General features: G+C 59.0%; 13 protein-coding genes. 9 read left to right on the top strand and 4 right to left on the bottom strand.

Going from position 1 to position 15,784, the window contains the following annotated elements; all coding sequences use genetic code 11:
• Positions 1–188 precede the first annotated feature (188 nt).
• Entirely contained in the window at positions 189–875 is a 687-nt protein-coding gene (locus tag NOM06_RS17820) for a hypothetical protein (RefSeq protein WP_042882744.1), read from the bottom strand.
• 809 nt (positions 876–1,684) lie between these two features.
• On the opposite strand from NOM06_RS17820, the gene NOM06_RS17815 reads away from it, so the two are divergent.
• Both NOM06_RS17815 and NOM06_RS17810 read left to right on the top strand, forming a co-directional pair.
• Positions 1,685–2,449, top strand: a complete 765-nt coding sequence (locus tag NOM06_RS17815; RefSeq protein ID WP_255912599.1) for an EAL domain-containing protein — start codon at positions 1,685–1,687, stop codon at positions 2,447–2,449.
• A gap of 113 nt (positions 2,450–2,562) precedes the next feature.
• Positions 2,563–3,057, top strand: coding sequence for a DM13 domain-containing protein (locus NOM06_RS17810; protein WP_255912598.1), 495 nt, complete (start codon positions 2,563–2,565; stop codon positions 3,055–3,057).
• 73 nt (positions 3,058–3,130) lie between these two features.
• Here the strand turns inward: NOM06_RS17810 and NOM06_RS17805 are convergent, their stop codons facing one another.
• Entirely contained in the window at positions 3,131–5,395 is a 2,265-nt protein-coding gene (locus NOM06_RS17805) for a methyl-accepting chemotaxis protein (RefSeq protein WP_255912597.1), read from the bottom strand.
• Between the two features lie 251 nt (positions 5,396–5,646).
• Positions 5,647–6,651, bottom strand: a complete 1,005-nt coding sequence (locus NOM06_RS17800) for a substrate-binding domain-containing protein (protein WP_255912595.1) — start codon at positions 6,649–6,651, stop codon at positions 5,647–5,649.
• Between the two features lie 434 nt (positions 6,652–7,085).
• On the opposite strand from NOM06_RS17800, the gene NOM06_RS17795 reads away from it, so the two are divergent.
• The 7 genes from NOM06_RS17795 (at position 7,086) to glpG (ending at position 13,226) form a co-directional block, all read left to right on the top strand.
• Entirely contained in the window at positions 7,086–8,207 is a 1,122-nt protein-coding gene (locus NOM06_RS17795) for a branched-chain amino acid ABC transporter substrate-binding protein (protein WP_043825924.1), read from the top strand.
• A gap of 66 nt (positions 8,208–8,273) precedes the next feature.
• The gene (gene livH, locus NOM06_RS17790; protein ID WP_005339439.1) at positions 8,274–9,200 is read left to right on the top strand and encodes a high-affinity branched-chain amino acid ABC transporter permease LivH; all 927 of its coding nucleotides are present in this window, start codon (positions 8,274–8,276) and stop codon (positions 9,198–9,200) included.
• Positions 9,200–10,468, top strand: coding sequence for a high-affinity branched-chain amino acid ABC transporter permease LivM (locus NOM06_RS17785; protein WP_005355922.1), 1,269 nt, complete (start codon positions 9,200–9,202; stop codon positions 10,466–10,468). The genes livH and NOM06_RS17785 overlap by 1 nt, the downstream gene beginning before the upstream one ends.
• On the top strand, positions 10,465–11,238 hold the full coding sequence (gene livG / locus NOM06_RS17780) for a high-affinity branched-chain amino acid ABC transporter ATP-binding protein LivG (protein WP_005339435.1): 774 nt from the start codon (positions 10,465–10,467) through the stop codon (positions 11,236–11,238). Before NOM06_RS17785 ends, livG begins: the two co-directional genes overlap by 4 nt.
• Before the next feature lie 10 nt (positions 11,239–11,248).
• The gene (locus NOM06_RS17775; protein ID WP_005339433.1) at positions 11,249–11,950 is read left to right on the top strand and encodes an ABC transporter ATP-binding protein; all 702 of its coding nucleotides are present in this window, start codon (positions 11,249–11,251) and stop codon (positions 11,948–11,950) included.
• 122 nt (positions 11,951–12,072) lie between these two features.
• A complete protein-coding gene (glpE, locus tag NOM06_RS17770) occupies positions 12,073–12,396 on the top strand; it encodes a thiosulfate sulfurtransferase GlpE (protein ID WP_005355913.1) in 324 nt (107 codons plus the stop codon).
• A complete protein-coding gene (gene glpG / locus NOM06_RS17765) occupies positions 12,393–13,226 on the top strand; it encodes a rhomboid family intramembrane serine protease GlpG (RefSeq protein WP_255912593.1) in 834 nt (277 codons plus the stop codon). The genes glpE and glpG overlap by 4 nt, the downstream gene beginning before the upstream one ends.
• A 66-nt stretch (positions 13,227–13,292) precedes the next feature.
• Here glpG and NOM06_RS17760 read toward each other — a convergent pair whose 3' ends face one another.
• On the bottom strand, positions 13,293–15,737 hold the full coding sequence (locus NOM06_RS17760) for a VolA/Pla-1 family phospholipase (protein ID WP_255912591.1): 2,445 nt from the start codon (positions 15,735–15,737) through the stop codon (positions 13,293–13,295).
• Between the last annotated feature and the right edge of the window lie 47 nt (positions 15,738–15,784).

The following is a 15,784-nucleotide window of genomic DNA, read 5'->3' as shown; positions in this document are numbered from 1 at the left end:
AAGGAAGTGCGCACTAAAGTAGCGTAAACAAGACACCGGTTTGAGGCCGGTGTCAGGTGATAACTAGATCTGTACATTAAGTCCTTACCAATATATTTAACATTCACTAATAAAGCAGGAATTGCGGTGATCAATAAACAACCAGCGGCTCTACCTAATAGGTCCGCCCATGCGATGTAGATTGCCAGTTAGTTGGTCTGAGTTGGAGTCCCCATGACAACTTCCATAGACTTTTTTTGAATCACTCTCAGGGGAATGAAATTCATAAAAAATCGTTTGAGGCATCCAAGGTCAATATAATCTCTAAGGGCTTTTGTAAACTCTTGTATCTCAGAAAACTTATTTTTAAGGTGCCTATCATATTCGAGCCTTAGCCCTGTTAATTCCCACTCCTGCTCACCTTGGGAGGCTTTTCTAATCTCTATATCGAGCCTAGCTCTTTGTTCTAGCATTGACGCTAGTTGCGCATGATGTGAGTTCAATGCTGTGGTTTGCATGCGGATTAAAAAAAACTCTGTAGGTCTAAATTTTGCGGGTGTATAAAGCAACGTATTTTCGTAGTCTTGCAGCAAAGCAAGACCATTCAATGTGAATTTTCCCCGAGAAGATAATCCATCAATCTCATTATCTAGAACACCTATATTCACTTGACATCGCATGATATTAGATTCTGTTAAATCATGAATTTGCATTCTTGCCGACTTGTTATAGCTTAATTTATTCAGAAAGCCTGAGAGAAGCGACACAAAGATTGTAAGTAGTACTCCGACCACTGCACCTAATAAAGCAGCAAAGATCGTGAGGTATAAGTTTGATGCTTTCAATTGCACTGATAACTCAAAAATGAATTGCCTTATAAAATCTACAATATCCATAATTGCGCCCCATATACCTGAAAAAATTTAATAAAAACACATTAACACAATTAAAAACTGTGACACCCACCTATTTTTCCCTCACCCGAGCAACTCGTACGTCAGGCGTAATCGGACATTCGCGTAAATGGATTCTCCCGCCATAACGGCCAGCCGAATTCCCCCCTCCGGCTGGCCGACGCTGTTGCACGGTAACAACCGCAATCAAAGCTTCTCGTTCGTCCAATTACGCTGCGCTAATCGAACCTACAGGGGGGGTAATGAGCTGTTATCATTTGAGACAGCTCGTAGGTTCGATTAGCCGTCAGGCGTAATCGGACGTTCGCGTAAATCAACTCTCCCGCCATAAAAGCCAGCCACATTCCCCCTCCGTCTGGCCGCCCCTGTTCCACGGCAACAACCGCAATCAAAGCCTCTCGATCGTCCGATTACGCTGCGCTAATCGAACCTACATAAGGTGGTGAGATATGGTTGATACCGGTCGGTGCCGAACATCGAGAAGCCCAACATTGACCTTGGGTTGGCATAACGCCCCCTCATCCCCAACCCTTCTCCCACAAGGGGAGAAGGGAGCAACTCGTAGGTTCGATTAGCCGTCAGGCGTAATCGGACATTCGCATAAATGGATTCTCCTGCCATAACAGCCAGCCGAATTTCCCCTCCAACTGGCCGATCCTGTTTCATGGCAACAACCGCAATCAAAGCCTCTCGAGCGTCCGATTACGCTGCGCTAATCGAACCTACAGGGGGGTAATGAGCTGTTATCATTTGAGACAGTGCCCAGCGCCGCCACGCCCAAGAGGAAAGTCATGGATATACCTGCCGCCCCGTCCCCCGCCATCTGCCAGCTGTGTCAGGAGAAAGCAGAACTCGACTTCGACTTCACCATGGCCTTTCAGCCCATCGTCGATTGCAGCCAGCGTACCGTCTTCGGCTACGAGGCGCTGGTGCGGGGGATCAACAACGAACCCGCGCAGAGCGTGATTGCCCGGGTCAACGACGACAACCGCTACCGCTTCGATCAGCTGTGCCGCATCAAGGCCATCGCACTGGCCGCCCGCCTCGATATGCGGGGCATGCTGAGCATCAATTTTCTACCCAATGCGGTCTACCGTCCGGAGCGCTGCATCCGCACCACCCTGCAGGCGGCCCGCGAGCACCACTTCCCTATCGAGCAGATCATGTTCGAGTTGACCGAGGTGGAGCAGGTGCAGGATAGCCAGCATCTTCGCGGTATCGTCGATCACTATCAGGCCCTCGGCTTCAAAACAGCGATCGATGACTTTGGCGCCGGTTACTCGGGTCTCAACCTGCTGGCCGATTTTCACCCCAATATCGTCAAGCTCGATATGCACCTGCTGCGCGGCATCGACCATGACCCGACCCGACAAGCCATAGTGCGCCACTGTCTGGCCCTGTTTGCCGAGCTGCAGATCACCCCGCTGGCGGAGGGGATCGAGACCCGCGAAGAGATGGCCTGTCTGCGGGAGATGGGCATCAACCTGATGCAGGGCTACCTGTTCGCCCGCCCCGGCTTTGAAAACCTGCCGGAAGTAGATTTCGCCAGCCTGTAAGCCATATCAACCGCGGCTGCGCAAACATCCGGCTCCATTGCGCTGGACGACAAGCGCTTTAGCCAGCACCACTGCTATGATGCTGGCACCTGTTCATCAACGACCGAGATATCATGAGACGCAAAACCATGGCCCTGCTGCTGGGTACCCATCTGCTGGTCGCGGCGGCAGGCTTTGCCGCCGGTGTCTACACCCTGCCAATCCTGATCGCGCCCCCCGCACCTGATACCGAGCAGGTCGCGGCCAGCCAGCAGCAAGCGAGTTTCCACGGCACCTTTCGCCGGGATCTGAAAGACAGCGATCGGCTGCACTGGGGGGAAGGCAAGGTGAGCATAGGGCCGGATGCCGTCAGCCTGATGGGCAAGCTGGCCCCCGAGCCGGACTACCAGCTCTACCTCTCCCCCGAGTTTGTCGAGACCGAAGCCGATTTTGCCCGCCTCAAGGATCAGATGGTGCGAGTCGGGCCGGTGAAGACCTTCGACAACTTTATCGTGCCGCTGCCCGCCACGATCGATCCGGCCCGCTTCAGCAGCGTGATCGTCTGGTGTGAAACCTTCGGCCAGTTCATCACCGCCGCCCGTTATCAGGATCTGCGTCCGGAGCAGTAACCTCGCCCCTGACCCGCACCATGAAAAAGGGCTGACATCGCTGTCAGCCCTTTGGCTATCCGCCCCTTCGTCATTAACGCTCCGGCTTGGTCATCTCCCGCAGCAACTGATCGATGCAGCCCACTACCTGTTCTGAGTTCTGCTCGATTTCGCGATAGAGCGCCTCCGCCTCTTCATGCTTGTGCTGATTTTTCAGCTCGATAATCTGCTGGATCACCTGATGCAGTCTGGCGTGGGGGGCGGCCATCGCCCTGAAGGCCGGTTGATCGCCGCAGCATGCCTGCCCTTCGCTGAAGTACCAGTGGCCAAGGCGGCACTCCTTGTCACTGACCGCCTCGCTGCGCGACAGCCCCTCCTGCCCATCCAGATAGGCACGCACCCGAGTCTTCCAGCCCATATGAGCGGCGCGGGCGCGACTCAGCACCATCCGCACGTTGGAACCATCCTGGAACTGCCCGGCCAGATCCCCCAGCTTGTCCACCAGGGTCGCCACATGGCTGGCGATATGGGCGGTATCCCGCGCCACCAGGGTGGTGGCCTGGGAGATCTCGTGGACACTGACGATATTGCGGGTGATCTCGTCGCTCACCGAGGATTGCTCTTCCGAAGCGGCGGCGATCTGGGTGTTCATGTCGCGAATGCTGTTGACCGCCCCCTTGATCCGGCCGAGGGCTTCTCCCGCCTGATTGGCCCGCTCTACCGACTCCCCCGCCCGCGAGACGCTGTGTTCGATCATGGTCACCGTGGTGCCCACCGCCCGTTGCAACTGCTCTATGGTGCCGCGGATCTCGGCGGTGGAGTGCTGGGTGCGCCCGGCCAGCGAGCGCACCTCGTCGGCCACCACCGCAAAACCACGCCCCTGTTCACCGGCCCGGGCCGCCTCGATAGCGGCGTTGAGGGCCAGCAGGTTGGTCTGCTCGGCGATGGACTGGATCACCGCCAGCACAGAGCCAATCTGCTCGCTGGCCTTGGCGACCTCTTTCACCGTGTTGCCCGCGCTGGCGATCTCCTCCGCCAGCTGTTCGATCATGTTGACGCTCTGCTGCACCACCTCATCACCAGTGACCGCCTGATTGTCCGCTTCGTTGGCCGCTTCGGCCGCCTGCGCCGTGTTGTTGGCCACCTCGTGTACCGTGCTGGTCATCTCGGTCATGGCGGTGGCGAGCTGGGTGGTTTGCTCCTGCTGACGCGTCATGCTGCCAAGGTTGCCCGCCGCACTGCGCGACAGCCGCTCGCTCTCGCCAGCCAGTTCGCCCAGAGTGGCGGTGAGCTGGCTGATGGTGTCGCGGATCTTGGCAACAAAGCCATTGAACGCCGACCCGAGGCGGCGGATCTCCTCCGGCCCCGCCACCGGCAGCTTGCTGCCAAGATCGCCGGAACCATTGGCCAGCGCCTCCAGCGCCTTGACGCTGTCGAGCAGCGGTCGATTGATGCGATTGAGTGCAAACGCCATCACCATGGCAATCACCAGAGCCCCTATCAGAGAGATGATCGCCATCTGCCAGCCCTGACGAGCCAGATCGGCCGCGACCAGACTGTGATCCCGAGTCAACTCGATGATACCGACCGCCTTGCCGGAGTAATCGCGCAGGGGGGCCGCCATCACCAGCAAATCACTCCCCTGTTGCGTCATATTGACGAAACGTTCCTCACCGGCCAGTACCGGCTGATACCACTCCATCGCCTCACCAAGCCGGGATGTGCCAACCAGCGTCACCAGCTTGCCCTGCTCAAACAGATAGATGGCGAGCTGCACCTGCTTGTCCAGCAGTTGGCCAAACAGCTTTTCATCCAGAGCACGACCGAACTCCACCGAACCGACCGGCTGCCCGTTGAAGGTGACCGGCACAACCCCGCGCAAACCGGTACCAGCCACGCCAATCTCCAGCCCGCCAACGGCATGATGCTCGCGATTCACCTCAACCACAGTGGGGCGAATGGCAGAGAGGTCATCACCGTGTTTTTCAGGCTTGTGTACCCGATAGAGGGAAGTGGCTGGCGGCAGGTGGAACTGGAACTGCTCGATCCCCTGCGCCTTGATAGCTGGCCAGAGCGGATCAAACAGATTGGCGAGGGTCTGCCAATCCTTGTCGGCCACCGCCTTTGCTGCATCCGCCCGCTGGGCGATCAGGGTCGCCGCCAGCACGGTTTCATGGCTGGTGTTTTTGATCACCGCTTCCACGTTCTGGAGCTGGCTACGCAGTGCAGCCTGCTCGGCCGCGAGCGCCCGCTGGCGATTTTCAAACAGATTAAAGGTAAGCAGCACCACGGCGAGCAATACGATGCCGCCGATTGCCAGCAGCGTGATCTGGTGACCCAGCTTGCGAGGGGGGAACATAAGACACCATCCTTGACAGTCATACCCAACCTACAGGATGGAACGGTTAAGTCGGGAGTCCATCAGAACTTAACCCTTTGTTGATATTGATCAAACGATTAACAGGCAAAATGCGAGGTGGGTCAAACGGGGGGAATATTCACTCACAAGGCCGAGATCGGCACTACGAGCCACAGGTTGAAAGTAACCCGCCCATAAACAAAAACCCCCTCGTGACAGAGGGGGTTTTTCGTTTTGGCAACGGGTGCAGATTAACGCAGCGGTTTGACCGAGCGACGGACGATCAGCTCGGGCTGTACCGTCATCGATTCCACTTCCAGCTCCTTGTTGCGGATCCGGCTGACCAGATGCTTCACCGCCAACTGGCCCAGTTCGGCCTTAGGGTGACGGATGGTGGTCAGCGGCGGGCTGGAGAAGCGCGCCATCTCCACATCGTCGTAGCCGATGATGGAGATATCGTCCGGCACCTTGACTCCCGCTTCCCAGGCAGCGCAAATCGCGCCGATCGCCATGGGATCGTCGAAGGCAAAGACCGCGGTCGGACGAGGCTGCAGGGCCAGGATACGCTGCATGGCATCGAAGCCGCTCTGGCTCTCGTAGTCCCCTTCAAAGACCTGTTCATCTTTAAGGGTCAGACCGTGCTCGCCCAGCGCATCACGTACCCCGTCCAGTCGCTGCTGGGTGGTCGGCTTGGAGAGCTGGCCAGTGATGCAGACGATGTTGCGGTGCCCCAGCTCCAGCAGATGGCGAACGGCCATGCGGGCGCCGATGCGGGCGTTGTCGTTGATAACGTTGGCGAAATCGCACTCCGTGCCCCAATCCAGTACCACCTGCGGCACGTTCTTGTGGATGCGCAGCATGTCGCGCAACGGGGTGTCGATATCGGTACCCAATACCAGCAGGCCATCCACCCGTTTTTCCATCAGCATTCTCAGGTAATGCTGTTGGCGAGGCGGCTGGTTTTCGGTGTTGCAGAGGATCAGGCTGTAGCCCTGTTCGAAGCAGTACGCTTCAACCCCTTGCACCACTTCTGCGAAGAAGGGGTTTACGCTGGTGGTCACCAGCATACCAATGGTCTTGGTCGAATTTATTTTAAGACTGCGCGCTACCGAGTTGGGCGCGTAGTTGAGTTCTGCCACCGCCTCAATCACTTTCTGGGTCGCGTCTTCGCTGACCCGCCGAGTGTGGTTGAGCACATGTGAGACGGTGGAGATGGATACGCCTGCGCGCGAGGCGACATCCTTGATAGTGGCCATCTCTGTCTCCTGACTGTCAAAGGCGGAACATTAGCAGATTTCCCGAATAAAGGCTTGGTTTTAACGAGCTCTGCCACGGAATTGTCAATGCCGGCTAATTTAGGCGCTCATTTCTGTTTGCGCAAATGGATTGTGGTCAAAATGGGAGCGCTGTCAGAGTAAAATATCGCCAGATTAATCCTCTGGCGTTTGTCAGAATCGCCTCTCGTTACCAAGATGTTAAGTCAACAAATCAAAATTAAGCTCTGATTAGCCGAAAATAACAGGTCATTTATTTCAAAATCCGCCCATCCAACCCCCTCTGGTTAGTATCTTTAACAGCTTGTTATTGCCCCGTGAGGAATGATAGAACCATACCTATAGCCGGATGCACGGGATGTAGATCCGGAATGGCACACGGAAATGAAACAATCCACTGATTAAGGGACGAATCAATGCATAAGTTGAGCAAAATCACAGTTGGCGCAGCGGTTTCTTTGGCTCTGTTTGGATCGATCTCCATCGCCCACGCGGCAGACACCATCAAGATAGGTATCGCAGGCCCGGTTACCGGCCCGGTTGCCCAGTACGGGGACATGCAGTTCACCGGCGGCAAGATGGCGGTCGAGCAGATCAACAAGGCTGGCGGCATCAATGGCAAGCAGATCGAAGCGGTCGTCTATGACGATGCCTGCGATCCCAAGCAGGCGGTGGCCGTTGCGAACAAGGTGGTGAACGATGGCGTCAAGTTCGTGGTCGGTCACCTCTGCTCCGACAACACCCTGCCCGCCTCCGACATCTATGAAGACGAGGGGATCCTGATGGTCACCCCCGCCTCCACCAACCCCAAGATCACCGAGCGCGGTTACCAGCTGACCCTGCGCACCATCGGCCTGGATAGCGATCAGGGCCCGACTGCCGCCAAATACATCATCGAGCAAGTCAAACCCCAGCGCGTGGCCGTTATCCACGACAAGAAGCAGTACGGTGAAGGGATCGCTTCCAGCGTCAAAGCCGCGCTCGACAAGGCTGGCGTGAAAGTGGTGGCCTTTGAAGGGATCACCGCCGGTGACAAGGACTTCTCCGCCCTGATCGCCAAGCTGCAGAAAGAGAACGTCGATTTCGTCTACTACGGCGGCTATCACCCTGAGCTGGGTCTGATCCTGCGTCAGGCTGGCGAGAAGGGGCTGAAAGCCAAGTTTATGGGCCCGGAAGGGGTGGGTAACAAGGATATCTCCGCCATCGGTGGCCCGGCTTCCGAAGGCCTGCTGGTAACCCTGCCGAACAAATACGATCTGGTTCCTGCCAACGCCCCGCTGGTCGCTGCGTTCAAGGCCAAGGGTCAGGACTCCTCCGGCCCATTCGTCTGGACCACCTATGCCGCAGTGCAGAGCCTGGCTGCCGGTATCGCCAAGGCGGGTGAAGATGACCCGGCCGCCGTTGCCGCCGCCATCAAGGCCGCACCGATCGATACCGTGATGGGCCCCCTGACCTGGGCACCGAACGGTGACCTGAAAGGCTTCGAATTCGGTGTGTTCCAGTGGCACGCTGACGGTACTTCCAGCCAAGTCAAATAATCTGCCGATCGGGGGTGAGTACGCTCACCCCCTCCTCTCTTTGCGGGCAAGTACAGGGAACGCAGTATGTCCGAACACCTCCTCTATCTGGTTCAGCAACTGCTGAACGGATTAACCATAGGCAGCACCTATGCGTTGATCGCCATTGGCTACACCATGGTCTATGGCATCATCGGCATGATCAACTTCGCCCACGGCGAGGTGTATATGATTGGCTCCTATGTCGCTTTTATGGTGATGGCGGGGCTCATGATGATGGGCATCGACAGCACCTTTCTACTGCTGGGAGGCGCCTTCCTGGTCAGTATCATCATCACCGGCACCTATGGCTGGAGCATCGAGCGGGTCGCCTACCGGCCACTGCGTGGTGGCAACCGGCTGATCCCCCTCATCTCCGCCATCGGTATGTCGATCTTCCTGCAGAACATGATGCGCATGGCTCAGGGCTCGCGGGATATCGCCATGCCCAGCCTGATCTCCGGTGGCTGGACTCTGGGGGGTGAGGATGGTTTTCAGGCCAGCCTCTCCTATATGCAGCTGATCATCTTCGTGGTGACTTTCATCACCATGCTGGCGCTGACCCAGTTCATCGGCCGCTCCCGCATGGGCCGCGCCTGCCGCGCCTGTTCGGAAGATATCAAGATGGCCAACCTGCTGGGGATCGACACCCACGTGGTCATCTCCATCACCTTCGTACTGGGGGCCGCGCTGGCCGCCGTCGCCGGGGTGCTGCTCGGCATGTATTACGGCGTCATCAATCCCTACCTCGGCTTTATGGCCGGTCTGAAGGCCTTCACTGCCGCTGTATTGGGCGGTATCGGCAGCATTCCGGGCGCCGTACTGGGCGGCCTGCTGCTCGGCGTGGTTGAAGCGCTCACCGCCGGTTATCTCAGCACCGAGTACAAGGATGTGATGGCGTTTGCCCTGCTCATTTTTGTGCTGCTCTTTATGCCCACTGGCATCCTGGGTCGTCCGGAAGTGGAGAAAGTGTGATGAAACATCAATTTATCCACGCCTGTATCGCCAGCCTGGTGTTGCTGGTGCTCTCCTTCTGGCTGCTCGGCTTCAAGCTGGAGACCGATGGCTCCAGCCTGCAGGTAGTGAGCCGCCTCGATGTGTCGCTGGCCTGGCTGCTGGGGGGAGCCACCCTTGTTTTCTGGTTCCAGATGCTGCGCGGCCAGATCGCCAAGCTGTTTCAGGCCTCCATCAGCGGTTTCTCGGTCGGCTTCACCAAGCTGGTGCTACCGAGCCCGGAAGAGGCGCCCAAGCTCTATAACCTCACCGCCGTGCTGGTGCTGCTGTTCGCGGTGAGCTGGCCCTTTATGGCCTCTCGCGGTGCCATCGATCTCGCCACCCTCACCCTGATTTACATCATGCTGGGGCTGGGGCTGAACGTGGTGGTCGGCCTCGCCGGTCTGCTCGATCTCGGCTATGTCGGCTTCTACGCGGTCGGTGCCTACAGCTATGCCCTGCTCAACACCTACTTCGGGCTGAGCTTCTGGGAGTGCCTGCCCATCGCCGGGCTGATGGCCGCCACCTTCGGCTTCCTGCTCGGTTTCCCGGTGCTGCGGCTGCGGGGGGACTATCTGGCCATCGTCACCCTGGGTTTTGGCGAGATCATCCGCATCCTGCTCAACAACATGACCACCCTGACCGGCGGCCCGAACGGGATCTCCGGCATCCCCAAGCCGACGCTGGGGGGGCTGGAGTTCAACCGCACCGTCAAGGATGGGGGCTTTGATACCTTCCACAACTTCTTCGGCATTACCTACAACGCCAACCACAAGGTGATCTTCCTCTACCTGATGGCGCTGGTGCTGGTGGTGGTGACCCTGTTCGTCATCAACCGCCTGCTGCGCATGCCCCTTGGCCGCGCCTGGGAAGCGCTGCGGGAAGACGAGATCGCCTGCAAATCGCTGGGGCTCAACCCCACCATCATCAAGCTGACCGCCTTCACCATAGGCGCCACCTTTGCCGGTTTCGCAGGCAGCTTCTTTGCCTCGCGGCAGGGCTTTATCAGTCCGGAATCCTTCGTCTTTATCGAGTCGGCCATAGTGCTGGCGATTGTGGTGCTGGGTGGCATGGGCTCCCAGATCGGGGTGGTGCTGGCTGCCATCGTGATGACGGTGCTGCCGGAGCTGGCCCGCGAATTCAACGAGTATCGCATGCTGATGTTCGGCCTCTTGATGGTGTTCATGATGATCTGGCGGCCACAAGGACTGCTGCCGATGACCCGTCCGCATCTGGAGTTGAAGAAATGAGTACACATCAGAAGTTAATGGAAGTCTCTGATTTGTCGATGCGCTTTGGCGGCCTGCTGGCCGTCAACGGGGTAAAACTGGATATCGACAAGGGCGAGGTGATCTCCATCATCGGCCCCAACGGTGCGGGCAAGACCACCATCTTCAACTGCCTGACCGGCTTCTACTGCCCAAGCGGCGGCACCATCCGCTACAAGGGTGAGGAGATCCAGGGGCTGCCCGGCCACCTCATCGCCCGCAAGGGGATTGTGCGTACCTTCCAGCACGTGCGGCTGTTCAAGGAGATGACAGCGGTGGAGAACCTGCTGGTTGCCCAGCACCAGCACCTCAACACCAGCTTTATCGCCGGTCTGTTCAAGACCCCGGCCTTCCGCCGGGCGGAGCAGGAGGGGCTGGAGCGGGCCGCCTTCTGGCTGGATAAAGTGGGGCTCAAGGATCTCGCTAATCGCGCCGCCGGCAACCTGGCCTACGGTCAGCAGCGCCGCCTCGAGATCGCCCGCTGCATGGCGACCCGTCCCGAGCTGCTGATGCTGGACGAACCGGCCGCCGGTCTCAACCCGAAGGAGACCGACGAGCTGGACGAGCTCATCATGAGCCTGCGGGACGAGTTCGGGGTCTCGGTGCTGCTGATCGAGCACGATATGAAGCTGGTGATGGGCATCTCCAACCGCATCTTCGTGGTCAGCCAGGGCACCCCGCTGGCCCATGGCAAGCCGGATGAGATCCGTAACAACCCGGCAGTGATCAAGGCCTATCTGGGCGAGTCGTAAGGAAAACAAGATGTTAGAACTTCGCAACGTATCGACCCACTACGGCAAAATTCAGGCATTGCACGATGTCAGCGTCGAGGTGAAAGAGGGGGAAATCGTCACCCTGATCGGCGCCAACGGCGCGGGCAAGACTACCCTGCTGATGACCCTCTGCGGCGAGCCCAAGCCCAGCAGCGGCTCCATCTGGTTTGAGGGGGAACAGATCAGCTCCCTCACCACCGCCCGCATCATGCGCAAGGATATCGCCGTGGTGCCGGAGGGGCGCCGTATCTTCGCCCGCCTGACGGTGGAGGAGAACCTGCTGATGGGCGCCTTCTTCGTCGACAAGGCCGAACAGCACGGGTTGCTGGACCAGGTGTTCACCCTGTTCCCGCGCCTGCATGAGCGACTGGAGCAGCGCGCAGGCACCATGTCCGGCGGCGAGCAGCAGATGCTGGCCATCGGCCGCGCCCTGATGAGCAAACCGCGCCTGCTGCTGCTGGATGAACCCTCGCTGGGGCTTGCCCCCATCGTCATCCAGCAGATCTTCGACACCATTGAGCAGTTGCGGCAGAAGGGGATGACCATCTTTCTGGTGGAGCAGAACGCCAACCAGGCGCTCAAGCTGGCCGACCGCGGCTATGTGCTGGAGAACGGCCACGTGGTGCTGCAAGACACGGGCGCCGCCCTGCTGGCCAACCCAGCGGTGCGGCAGGCCTATCTGGGCGGTTAACCCACTGACCCGCATGCCATATCAACAAGGGAGCCACCGGCTCCCTTATCTTTTGTGGGGTTAGTTTGCGCCCAAGCTTGCGGTACACTGGCCCGTAATCAACCTATTCGCAGGACATCCCGATGGACCAGTTTGCCCATATCAATGCCCATGATGCCCACCAGAAACTGAGCGCGGGTGAAGCCCGTCTGGTGGATATTCGCGACCCGCAATCCTTTGAAGCGGCCCACGCGGTCGGCGCCTTCCACCTCACCAACGGCACCCTGGTGCGCTTTATGAACGAAGTGGATTTCGATACCCCGGTCATCGTGATGTGCTATCACGGCAACAGCAGTCAAGGGGCGGCCCAATACCTGCTGCAACAGGGTTATGACGAGGTCTACAGTCTGGATGGCGGCTTCGAAGCGTGGCGCCGGGAGTTTCCCATCGAGGCAGGCGAGGCATGATCCAGCTGCTGGTGCTCGACAACGCCCGCATGGCGCAGGCGCTGGTGGACTATCTGGCGACCCTGGGCATCTCCTGCGAGCTGACCCAGTCCGAACTGGGGGTCACCATCTGGCTGGCGGACGAGCAACGCCTCGCTCAGGCCCAGCTGGAGGTGAAGCGTTTTCTGGCCGAGCCTAGCCACCCGCGCTACATGGAGGCCTCCTGGCAATCAGGTAGCGCAGATGCCCGCATCGACTACAGCAAGGGGATGACGGATCCCATCACCGACTTCCTCCATCAGGCGGGGCCACTAACGCTGATGGTGATCATCGCCTGTCTCGCCATCTACGGGATCGAGGCCATCGGCCTGCCCATCTACGACGAACTGGCGTTCCACCCGACCCTGGCCCAGTTCACCGACTGGCAGGCGTGGCGTTATTTCACCCCCGCCCTGATCCACTTCTCGGTGCTCCATCTGGTGTTCAACTTGCTCTGGTGGTGGTATCTCGGCGGCCAGATCGAGCAGCGCCTCGGCAGCGGCAAGCTGCTGATCCTGCTGCTGGTGGGCGCCGCCCTGCCCAATATCGCCGAGTTCTTTGCCAGCGGCCCGCTGTTTGGCGGCCTCTCCGGCGTGGTCTATGCCCTGCTCGGCTACTGCTGGCTGCGCAGCAAGCTGCAACCGGCCTGTGGCCTCATTCTGCCACCGGCATTGATGGGTTTTATGCTGTTCTGGATGGTGCTCGGCTTCTTCGACATGCTCGGCACCAGCACCGCCAACATCGCCCACCTGACCGGCCTGCTGGTCGGCCTGCTGCAAGGCTGGCTGGATCGCAACCACCAGCCGACCTGATTTTTCAGCAGCCGCAGAAACGAGAACGCCGCCCCGAAGGGCGGCGTTTTTTTACGCGCTAGGCAGTTACTGCTTGATCAGGGTGTCATCGGTTACCTTGACCGCCGCACCGCCACTCATAAAGAAGCTGGCGAACTGGGTCTGGATCTCGGTGGTAACCGCGCCAGCCTGATCGAAGTTCTCGTCAGGAGCCAGCAGCGAGCTATGGCCACCTTTCAGGAAGCGCACAGCATGGTGACCCGCCGGGAGCACGCCGGAACCCTTCAGCTCTTGCAAACCCAGCCCCCGGAACAGCGGCTCGGTGCCACCCAGCGGCGCAGAGGCGATGCTGTTGGGGATCACCTGATCCGGCAGGTTGAGGGCACCATCGCCCACAATTTCGGTGGCGAACAGCGGGAGGCTCTTGGCGACGCTACTGCCCAGATTGATCGGGTCTGCAGAGTCCAGCACTGACTGGGCAGCAAAGGTATAGCTCTGCAAGGTGCTCGCCGCACCCGCCTGCGTGGCCGCATCCAGACTGGGCAGGAACTCGTTGACGAAGCAAGTGGCGGCAGCCGTTTTGCAATTCGGTGCATAGGCGGTAAAGCCCGCTTTCAGCGCCGGACTGCCCGAGGTTAGCACGCTCATCTTGATGGTCGGCCCGAAGCTCGGCGAGTTGAGCAACAACGGCGCGATGCCGCCACCCGGCATCGCCAGACCACCGGTATCGAACTTGAACAAGGCATCAGCCTGAGCACTGCCGGTGGTCTGGTTGGCGACAGCCAGCAGATTGGCCCCGGTAATGGCTCCGAGTGAGTGACCGAGGAAGTGAACTTTCAGACCGCCACCACCCAATTGGCCACCCAGCCCCTTGGCATTGGCCAGACCGACAGCCAGGCGAAGGCCCAGCAGATCCGCCACGCTCTGTTTCAGGTTGTCCCGCGCCACCGTCAGATAGTTGAGGTTCAGATAGGGGAGCGGGTTCTCCGATGTGGTCACCGTCGCCATGCTGTTGCTCAGGGCATAACCACGCTCGCCGTGCAGCGGATGATCGATCACCACCACAGCGACATTTTTGGCTGTTGGTGTGACTTGCAGACCAGCACCAATCTGGCTCAGCGCCAGCGCATAGGCGTTCTCCTTGATGGAGGTAACCCCGTGCTGATAGATGATCACATCGGTGATGGTATTGAGCGGTGCAGCGGCGAAGATCCGCAGCGGTACCGATTGTACTTCGCTCAGGGTCGGCAACGGGTTGAAACGGCCGATATTGCGCTCGGCATCCAGCGGCTTGCCACCGGAGGTGAGGGTCACCCCGATCAGCTTGCTCGCCTCGGTCAGCAGTTCACTCTGACGGCTCGGGTCGGTGATCAGCTCACCCAGCAATGCCGGGTCCACGCCCGCCCCGACCAGTCCACCGATCACCTCGGTATCGCCCGCTTTCAGCGCGTTGGCGATGGCATAGAGGCTGGGAATGGCGCCGTGCCAGGATTGGGTCTTGGCCTTGTCCCAGGAGCCTGCTATCGCTGGAGTAGAGAGGAAGTAAGGGAGCTTGACGGTACCGGTATACACCTTGGTCACCGCTGCAACTCCGTTTAGGGTGCCATTAGCCGCCACAGCGGCAGCAATCGCATCACGATCTTTCTGCGGCAAGAATGGCTCATTCGCCAGCTGGGTCAGAAAATCCACCCCGCTATTAAGACCGCTGATGGTATAGGTTGCCGGCAGACTGGTGTTGCCCTTGGCATCCTGTTTCCACAGCGCCGCGGCGTCCAGACTCGGGCTCTTCAGCACGGAAGCGGCGGCACTCTTCACCGCCAGCAGCACATCGGCACCAGATTGGGTGGCAAACCAGTCGGAGAAGATCACCCGATCGCTGGTGATCCCGGTGGCCGCCTTGAACAGACCTTCCTGCAGCGAGATCAGGCCGTTAATGGTCTGCTCCTGAGTGGTTGCGCCAGCTGTCGATTTGAAGCTGCTGTAATCGCCGCCCGCCTTGAGCGGTGTGCCACGACTGTCCTTGAGGGCATCGGTCGCCACGATCATGTAGTAAGAAGAGGGATTGAGCGGCTTGAGCGGAACCAGATTGAGCTTGCCGTCCCCGCCAGTGACCACAAAGTCGGTCCCATAAACCAGTGGCTTGCCGCCCTTGACTCCGTTGGGTTGCAGAGTGACCGGATCCAGCGTGAGCTCGAGCAGGTAGAGGGGCGCAACGGCAGAGGCATACTCGCTGACCCCCGGTGCCGGCACAGAGACACCGGTCACGGTCGCCGTTACCAGCTGGACGGGTTGGGTGGTTGACCAGCCATCCAGGGTAGAGAGAGCAGATACCGGGTTCGACAGAACCTGAGTCTCGGTTGAAAACTTCAGAGTACCGTCGCTAGCACGGGGAGCCAGTACACTCGGGCGAAGACCACTTGCACCACTCAGGGCATAATCGAGGGAGCTGGTGGTGTCTCCCTTGTTGTCATCTCCACCACATCCGGCCAGCAGGGCGCTGACAACAGCTGCATAAATTAGCTTCTTCTTCATTTTTTATTCTCTTTTTATAAGGTTGTTATCCATCACAAGCCAACGGG

It is taken from the genome of Aeromonas sp. JL9 (genome assembly GCF_024436075.1).
Taxonomy (GTDB): domain Bacteria; phylum Pseudomonadota; class Gammaproteobacteria; order Enterobacterales; family Aeromonadaceae; genus Aeromonas; species Aeromonas veronii.
The sequence above is the reverse complement of the archived record's forward strand: the minus strand, read 5'-3'. Positions and strand labels throughout refer to the sequence as shown.

Bases quoted from the DNA above. Each gene is read 5' to 3' on its own strand.
- NOM06_RS17805 (WP_255912597.1), bottom strand. From the start codon at position 5,395: ATGTTCCCCCCTCGCAAGCTGGGTCACCAGATCACGCTGCTGGCAATC.
- livH (WP_005339439.1), top strand. From the start codon at position 8,274: ATGTCCGAACACCTCCTCTATCTGGTTCAGCAACTGCTGAACGGATTA.
- NOM06_RS17800 (WP_255912595.1), bottom strand. From the start codon at position 6,651: ATGGCCACTATCAAGGATGTCGCCTCGCGCGCAGGCGTATCCATCTCC.
- glpE (WP_005355913.1), top strand. From the start codon at position 12,073: ATGGACCAGTTTGCCCATATCAATGCCCATGATGCCCACCAGAAACTG.
- NOM06_RS17785 (WP_005355922.1), top strand. From the start codon at position 9,200: ATGAAACATCAATTTATCCACGCCTGTATCGCCAGCCTGGTGTTGCTG.
- NOM06_RS17760 (WP_255912591.1), bottom strand. From the start codon at position 15,737: ATGAAGAAGAAGCTAATTTATGCAGCTGTTGTCAGCGCCCTGCTGGCC.
- NOM06_RS17795 (WP_043825924.1), top strand. From the start codon at position 7,086: ATGCATAAGTTGAGCAAAATCACAGTTGGCGCAGCGGTTTCTTTGGCT.
- NOM06_RS17815 (WP_255912599.1), top strand. From the start codon at position 1,685: ATGGATATACCTGCCGCCCCGTCCCCCGCCATCTGCCAGCTGTGTCAG.
- glpG (WP_255912593.1), top strand. From the start codon at position 12,393: ATGATCCAGCTGCTGGTGCTCGACAACGCCCGCATGGCGCAGGCGCTG.
- NOM06_RS17775 (WP_005339433.1), top strand. From the start codon at position 11,249: ATGTTAGAACTTCGCAACGTATCGACCCACTACGGCAAAATTCAGGCA.
- NOM06_RS17820 (WP_042882744.1), bottom strand. From the start codon at position 875: ATGGATATTGTAGATTTTATAAGGCAATTCATTTTTGAGTTATCAGTG.
- livG (WP_005339435.1), top strand. From the start codon at position 10,465: ATGAGTACACATCAGAAGTTAATGGAAGTCTCTGATTTGTCGATGCGC.
- NOM06_RS17810 (WP_255912598.1), top strand. From the start codon at position 2,563: ATGAGACGCAAAACCATGGCCCTGCTGCTGGGTACCCATCTGCTGGTC.